The sequence below is a fragment of the Cellulosimicrobium cellulans genome, assembly GCF_042723955.1.
GTDB classification, from domain to species: Bacteria; Actinomycetota; Actinomycetes; order Actinomycetales; family Cellulomonadaceae; genus Cellulosimicrobium; species Cellulosimicrobium cellulans_H.
Window position 1 is genome coordinate 7,877 of sequence record NZ_JBHXIC010000043.1, and the last position, 7,213, is coordinate 15,089.

At 72.0% G+C, this 7,213-nt stretch carries 6 protein-coding genes; 4 read left to right on the forward strand and 2 right to left on the reverse strand.

Annotated features, from left to right (window positions below):
• Positions 1-76 precede the first annotated feature (76 nt).
• Complete coding sequence (locus ACFWH7_RS12850; protein ID WP_378216898.1) at positions 77-388, forward strand: SRPBCC family protein; 312 nt, start codon at positions 77-79, stop codon at positions 386-388.
• Between the two features lie 8 nt (positions 389-396).
• On the opposite strand, the gene ACFWH7_RS12855 is transcribed toward ACFWH7_RS12850, so the two are convergent.
• Positions 397-1,200 (reverse strand): MHYT domain-containing protein, encoded by an 804-nt coding sequence (locus ACFWH7_RS12855; RefSeq protein ID WP_378216899.1) that lies wholly within the window; start codon positions 1,198-1,200, stop codon positions 397-399.
• A gap of 177 nt (positions 1,201-1,377) precedes the next feature.
• On the opposite strand from ACFWH7_RS12855, the gene ACFWH7_RS12860 reads away from it, so the two are divergent.
• Positions 1,378-2,052 carry a VOC family protein gene (locus tag ACFWH7_RS12860; RefSeq protein WP_378216900.1) on the forward strand — a complete coding sequence of 225 codons (675 nt, stop codon included), beginning with the start codon at positions 1,378-1,380 and terminating at the stop codon, positions 2,050-2,052.
• Between the two features lie 247 nt (positions 2,053-2,299).
• Here ACFWH7_RS12860 and ACFWH7_RS12865 read toward each other — a convergent pair whose 3' ends face one another.
• Entirely contained in the window at positions 2,300-3,343 is a 1,044-nt protein-coding gene (locus ACFWH7_RS12865; protein WP_378216901.1) for a choice-of-anchor L domain-containing protein, read from the reverse strand.
• A 280-nt stretch (positions 3,344-3,623) separates the two neighbouring features.
• Here ACFWH7_RS12865 and ACFWH7_RS12870 point away from each other — a divergent pair, with 280 nt between their 5' ends.
• Positions 3,624-5,474 (forward strand): glycoside hydrolase family 68 protein, encoded by a 1,851-nt coding sequence (locus tag ACFWH7_RS12870; RefSeq protein ID WP_378216902.1) that lies wholly within the window; start codon positions 3,624-3,626, stop codon positions 5,472-5,474.
• 105 nt (positions 5,475-5,579) lie between these two features.
• Entirely contained in the window at positions 5,580-7,121 is a 1,542-nt protein-coding gene (locus ACFWH7_RS12875; protein WP_378216904.1) for a glycoside hydrolase family 32 protein, read from the forward strand.
• Positions 7,122-7,213: the final 92 nt, after the last annotated feature.

The following is a 7,213-nucleotide window of genomic DNA, read 5'->3' on the forward strand; positions in this document are numbered from 1 at the left end:
GCGGGGGGGGTGCGGGTTGTCCCCCCGGCGGGCGCCCCGCGGCCGCCGGGGGCGCGGGGCCGCGTCGGGGGGGGGCGTGGGGGGGCCCCCCCTCGACCGGATCGGGCCGTTCCGGGTGCGCTTCACCGACGTGCTCGAGGTCGTCGAGCCCGACCGGCGGGTCGTGTGGCACTCGACGTCGCCGTGGAACTCCCGCGTCGAGTACTCCACGTCGCCCGACGGGGCCGGCACGCGCGTCCTGGCCGACTACCACGGCGACGTCGCCGACTGGCTCCGGCTGCTCGCGCTGCTCCCGACGCCCGTCCTGGCGTGGATCCTCCGGCGCGACTTCACCGGGCTTCGCCGTGTGCTCGAGGCGGAGGACCGGGTGCGTGCACGCCGTCCGTGACGAGCGGCTCACGCCCTCGTGCGCTGCCTGCCGACCGAGACGGTCTCCTGCGACAGGCGTTCCCGGAAGGCGGCGTGCCGCAGCCGCTCGGACTCGGTCCGGGAACCCACCACGACGAACACGAGGAGCACGACGGAGCCACCGCCCCCGACCAGGAGGGCGCCGAGGAGGTCCAGCATCGGGACGCCGTCGTCGGGTGCGCCCGGCCGGCCCGTCACCGAGACACCCCACATCCCGGTGTAGTGCATCCCGGCGACGGCGACCCCCATGACGAGCGCCGAGACCGTCATGGACAGCGCCCCCCGCGCGTGGACGCACAGCCAGAGCGCCGCCGTCGCGGCGGCGACCGCGACGAGCACGGCCAGGACGACCGAGAGCGCGCTGAAGTGCATGGCGCCGTGCATCCGCATGGCAGCCATCCCCATGTAGTGCATCCCGGCGACGCCGAGCCCGGCCACGGCGCCTCCCGACACGAGCAGCGCGGGCCGATAGCCGAACATCATCACGAGGTGGAGCCCGATCGACACGACCACGACGGCCACCAAGGCGGACGCGACCGTCAGGGGCACGTCGTAGTGGATCGGCATGCCGGTGACCGTGAACCCGAGCATCGCCACGAAGTGCATCACCCAGATGCCGGTCCCGCCGATGGCCGTGGCGCCGAGCCACAGCCACGCCGACCGCACGTGCCACGGCGCGTCGACACGGGACCGGGACACCGCGGACAGACCGCAGGCCGACCCGGAGACCGCGGCCGCGTAGGAGATGAGCGGGGTCACGGCTCCGTAGGTGAAGTGATGGACGTCAAGCATTGCATACCGCCTCAAAAGCATCAGAAAGGACATGCCACCGTAAGGCGGTATCTCGGACGACGCATCCCGAGGGTGCGGCCGGCCGTCCCGGTGCGGCACGGGCCCCTCGTTACGATGAGAGCGCGCGGGCTCCGAACCTCGGCGTCCCGGAGGGCCGGTGACATCGGAGGGAAGCGCATGGGCGGGTCGACGAAGGGAACTGGCTGGATCACTGCGGCCGAGTTTCACCGCGCGCCGGACGTCTCCGGCTGGCGCGTCACGGGGAGCGGCCCCCAGGCCGTCTACACCGCCGGCTCGCTCGCCCACGCGGCGCGTCTCGTGGCACCGATCGTCGCGGCTGCCGAGCGGACCGGCGTCCTGCCCGACGTCGACGTGCGTCCCGAGGCCGTGGTCGTGCGCGTCCCGCTCCGAGGCCCGGACGGGATCCCCGCGGCAGCCGCGGACTTCGCCGCGGCCGTGTCCCGCGCAGCGGCCGGGCTGGGACTGACTCCGGACCCGTCGCGCGCGCAGTCGATCGGCCTCTACGTCGCCCAGCACTCGCGGGTCGACGTACGGCCGTTCTTCACGGCCGTCCTGGGCTACGAGCCGTTCGGCACCACGGACGCCGTCGACCCGTTGCGCTGCGGACCGCAGCTCGCGTTCAACCCCATCGCGGGCGACGTCCCGGCGCGGGGCAGGACGCACCTCGACGTCTTCGTGCCGGCCGACCAGGCGCGGGCGCGCGTGGACGCCGCGCTCGCCGCAGGAGGCCGGCTCGCCGACGGGTCCCACGCCCCTGCCTGGTGGTCCCTCGCGTCACCCGACAACCACGGCGTCGACGTCGCGTCCTGGACCGACACGGACGACGGCTGACCCCGAACCCCGTCGTAACCGGATGGTGGAACGCAAGAGGCCAGGTCGGGAGAAGTTCTCCTGACCTGGCCTCTGAGGCGCACGATGTGCCACGCGGTGTCCGGAGGGGGCTTGGGTCGCAGACCACCCTGGGTCGGCGCTCGCTGGGCGGCAGTGGACCATGGGTGACCACCGACCACTCGCACCAGCACGGGGGTGCGTTTCGCGACCGCGTCGGATCAGCCGTGCCGTTCTCGCACCGGTTCGGTCATCGTGGCACTTGCCAGTACTGGCTGCGGTGGTTCTCCCGACGATGGTCGCGGTGATCGCGGTCGGCCTTGGGGCCGTTGCCGCGGCTCGACACGAGAGAGTCCCGTCCGAGCAGTACGGTGCTGTCGAGCTGGCCGTCGCGGGTGTCGGCCACGGCGACCCGTACGGTACTGACCCGACGGGGCGTGACGCGAGCTTCACAGGTGAGGACCGTGGTGAACGCGTTGAGCTCCGTGTCGTGCGTCCCGGCACCCGGGTCGTTCGGCGCGGAGTTCTCCACGTACAGCTCGGGATGCGAGCTCGCGTTGACGGTGGCGGTGGACACCAGGTCACGTGTGCGCGGGACGGTGGAGCACGGCTGACCGTTCACCCAGATGGCGAACGCGTCGGCGAAGTCCTGCTCGCTCCATCCCGCGTACTCCTCGCTGCCGAAGACGTAGGACAGGGAGATGCGGTTGCCTGACGGCACGACCCGCATGGTGAGCACGGCCGCGTCGTAGGTGGTCTGCCCGATCAGGCGGTCGAGGGCGCGCGCGCCGCGGCCGCCGAGGTCGCCGGTGGTGGTCAGCTTCTCGTTCGGGCCGAGGACGGCCGAGGCGGAGAAGTCGGTGTCGGCATCGGACTGGGGGTCGGCGTCGATGACCGAGCCGGTCGTGAGCGCGACACCACGGGCGAGGCCGGTGGCGTTCATCCCGGAGAAGCGGCCGGCCTGGACGTCGTTGCCGGAGAAGGTGGCGCTGCGCACCGTGATCCCGCGCCCTGCGATCGTCGCGGCGAGGTCCTCTGCTTCGAGGTCGCGCAGGGAGGTGACGCTCTGCCCGGGCGAAGAGGACGCGGGAAGTGCGAGTGCGACCGTGCCGCTGGTGGCGAGCGTGGCCGCGCAGACGATGCCGACCGCGCGGGCAGCGCGTCGGTGATGACGGGGCCCGCGCCGTGGCTCGGCCGGTGGTCGGCCGTGGGCTGTTGAGGTGTTCATGATGCTCCATGAGTCGTCGGAGTGCGCCCGAGGGCGCCGTCGCGCAGGGCGCGACGCGTGCGTCATGGAGGAGGAGATGTCGCGGGAATCGCGTGTCGTTCAGCCGAAGCCGCACGAGCGGCCGGCGTCGTCACCGGTCGTCGGGTGCGATGGGACGCACCCTGGGTGTCACCCCCTGTGACGGTCCTACGACGAGTCTGCCGATGGCTTGACAGATGTGGTGCAAGTCACACTACGCTCGAAATCGTTGGGGGAGAACCGTTCGGACGAAGACGCTCACGGATCCAGCAGAAGGTGAACGGACGTGAAGTCTTCGACACGCACACGACCACGCGCGAAGAGGCTGGTGAGCGGACTGCTCGCCACCGGCCTCCTCCTGGGAACCATCACGATCGGCTCCACGACCGCCTTGGCGGCCGAGGACGACGAGGCGCCGACGCCCCCGTCGCCCACCGAGACCACGACGGACGACACCGCGCCGGTGCCTCAGGAGACGGCTCCGCCGGAGACCAGCCCCGCACCCGAGGAGCCGGTCCCGGCCGATCCGGCACCTGCGCCGGAGGACCCCGCGCGACCGGAGGGCGGCGAGGAGCCGCCCGCCGAGGAAGCGCCACCGACCGACGACCCGGGTGAGGACGGGCTCGTCACCCCGTTCCGCTTCCCGGGCTTCCCCGCGCCGTCGATCCACAGCCAGCAGGCCTACGACCCGGAGGACGACTTCACGGCGCGCTGGACGCGCGCGGACGCCCTCCAGATGCGGGCAATGACAGACCCGTCCGCGCCTGCGGGGGAAAACTCCATGCCGGAGGAGTACACGATGCCGGAGATCCCTCAGGACTTCCCGGTCCTGGTGGACCAGAACGGCACCCAGGTCTGGGTGTGGGACACCTGGACGCTGACGGACGAGCACTCCAACCAGCTGAGTTTCAAGGGCTGGGAGGTCATCTTCTCGCTCGTCGCCGACTCGACCGCCGGGTACACGTTCGACGACCGGCACACCCACGCGCGGATCGGGTTCTTCTACCGTCCCGCTGACGTGCCTGCCGGCGAGCGGCCGGCCAACGGCGGCTGGATCTACGGGGGCCACGTGTTCCCGGACGGCGCCGCGGGCGCGATCTTCGAGGACCAGTCGTTCTCGACGGTCACCGAGTGGTCCGGCTCTACCCGGATCATGGAGGGCAACAAGCTGCGGATGTTCTACACGGCGGTCGCGTTCTACCGGGACGCGAACGACCAGGAGATCCAGCCCGCCGACCCGCGCATCGTCCAGACCGAGCTGCGCATCTTCGCCGACGAGGACGGCGTGTGGCTCACCGGCGCACGCGACCAGCACCAGCTGCTCGTGCCGGACGGGACGCTCTACCAGACCCGTGAGCAGAACGCGTTCGTGAACTTCCGCGACCCGTTCACCTTCGAGGACCCGAACACAGAGGACAGCCCGACGTACATGGTGTTCGAGGGCAACACGGGCGGTGAGCGCGGGTCGGTGCCGTGCACGGCCGAAGACCTCGGCTACCGCGAGGGCGACCCGTACGCCGAGCTACCTGAGACGGTGACTGCCTCGGGCGCGAACTTCCAGATGGCGAACGTCGGCCTCGCCGTCGCGGAGAACAAGGCGATGACGCAGTGGCGGTACCTGCCGCCGATCCTGTCCGGCAACTGCGTCAACGACCAGACGGAGCGTCCGCAGATCTACGTGCAGGGTTCGAAGTACTACCTGTTCACGATCAGCCACCGTCACACGTTCGCGCGCGGCCCGGACACCGACTCGACCGATCCGCGGTTCTGGTACCTGGACGGTCCGGACGGCGTCTACGGGTTCGTGGGCAACGGCATCCGGTCCGACTTCCAGCCGCTCAACGAGGGGAGCGGGCTCGCCCTGGGCAACCCGACGAACCTCAACTACGCGGTCGGTACCCCGGCGGCACCGGACCCGTTCCAGACGGCGCACGCGTTCCAGTCCTACTCGCACTACGTGATGCCGGGAGGCCTCGTCGAGTCGTTCATCGACGCGATCGGCAACCCGGACGTGCGACGCGGCGGGACCCTCGCCCCGACGGTGAAGCTCAACATCGCCGGGACGAGCGCGGTCGTCGACCGCTCCTACGGCGAGGACGGCCTCGGCGGCTACGGGGACATCCCCGCGAACGCCGAGCAGGACGTCTCGCCCGATCCCGACCCGAGACCGCTCCCGTAGCGGACGAGGGTCGCACGCCTGAGGCGGGGCGGCGGCACCCGGCCGTCGCCCCTCCCTCGCGCCCCGACGGGCGGGTGGGACGCCACGGTGCCTAGCGTGGTGACGATGGCGAGAACCGGTCGCTCCACGGCACGGCGCGTCCCGTCCAGCGGGGTCGCGGCGTTCGTCGCCCTCGCGCTGCTCGCGGGGTGCACCGGCACGCCGGAGGACGACCAGGCGTCGTCGGGCACGACGGCGCCCGGCCCGCCCGCGAGCACGGCGTACGCCGAGCCGTGGCGCCCGCAGTTCCACTACAGTCCGCCCGAGGGGCGCCTCGCGGACCCGAACGGGCTCGTGTGGTTCGAGGGGGACTGGCACCTGTTCCACCAGCAGGACGGGACGTGGGCGCACGCGGTGAGCGCCGACCTCGTGCACTGGGAGACGCTTCCCACCGCGCTCGAGCACGACGAGCTCGGCCAGGCGCTGTCCGGAAGCGTCGTCGTGGACGGGGCGAACACGTCGGGCTTGTTCCCCGGAGGGGACGGCGGCCTCGTCGCGGTGTACACCTCGACCGAGGGCGGCGAGGCGCAGTCGCTCGCGTACAGCACCGACCAGGGCCGCACGTGGGAGCGATACGCGGACAACCCCGTGATCCCGAACGACGGACGCAGCGACTTCCGCGACCCGAAGGTCTTCTGGCACGAGGCGACGCACCAGTGGGTCATGGTCGTCTCCGTGGGGGACGGCGTCGAGCTCCACGGCTCTCCCGACCTCCTGAGCTGGGAGCTGCTCAGCACGTTCGGCGGGGGACAGGGACTGCACTCGGCCGTGTGGGAGTGCCCGGACCTGTTCCCACTGCCGGTGGACGGGGACCCGGACGACGTGCGCTGGGTGCTCACCGTGAGCGTGGGCGACTCGGAGGAGACGAACGGGTCGACGGCCCAGTACTTCGTCGGCGACTTCGACGGGACGACGTTCACGCGCGACCCCGCGACGCCACCCGAGACCGTGCAGACCACCGACGTGGGCCAGGACTTCTACGCCGCCCAGACGTTCGAGCACGCCCCCGACGCGCGCCGGCTCTGGCTCGGCTGGATGGGCAACTGGCGCTTCCCCTACTCCGCCCCGACCGCACCGTGGCAGAACGCGATGAGCGTCCCTCGCGAGCTGTTCCTGCGGCGCGTGGCTCCGGGCGCCCCTGCACCCTCGGGCGAGGTACTGCCCGACGGCGGGTACGTCCTCGCACAGTCGCCCGTCCCCGAGCTCGAGGTACTGGACGAGGAGACCACGACCGTGACCGACGTCGTGCTCGAGGACGGCGAGGCGGTGCTCGACGACCCGGGCACGACCTACCAGGTGGTGGCAGAGATCGGGATGGGCGGCGCCGAGGAGGTCGGACTGCGGGTGCGTGAGCGTCGGGCCGAGGACGGATCGATCGAGGACGCGACGGTCGTCGGCATCGGCCCTGACGGCTTGTTCCTGGACCGGATGCACGCCGGCCCCACCACGTTGCCCGACAGGAGCGGGGAGAACGCCGACTTCGGGGTCCGCCGCGCGGCGCCGTACGTGCCGGTGGACGGTGTGGTGCGCCTGCGTGTGCTCGTCGACGAGGCCTCCGTCGAGGCCTTCGTCGAGGGCGGGGGGGGGTGCCGGGCGGGGGGGGGGTAACCCCCCGCGGGGGCCCCGCGCCGGGGGGTGGGCCCGCGGCGGGGGGGGGGGCCGCGGGGGGGGGTGGGGGGGGTGAGAGCGCGGGGGGCGCT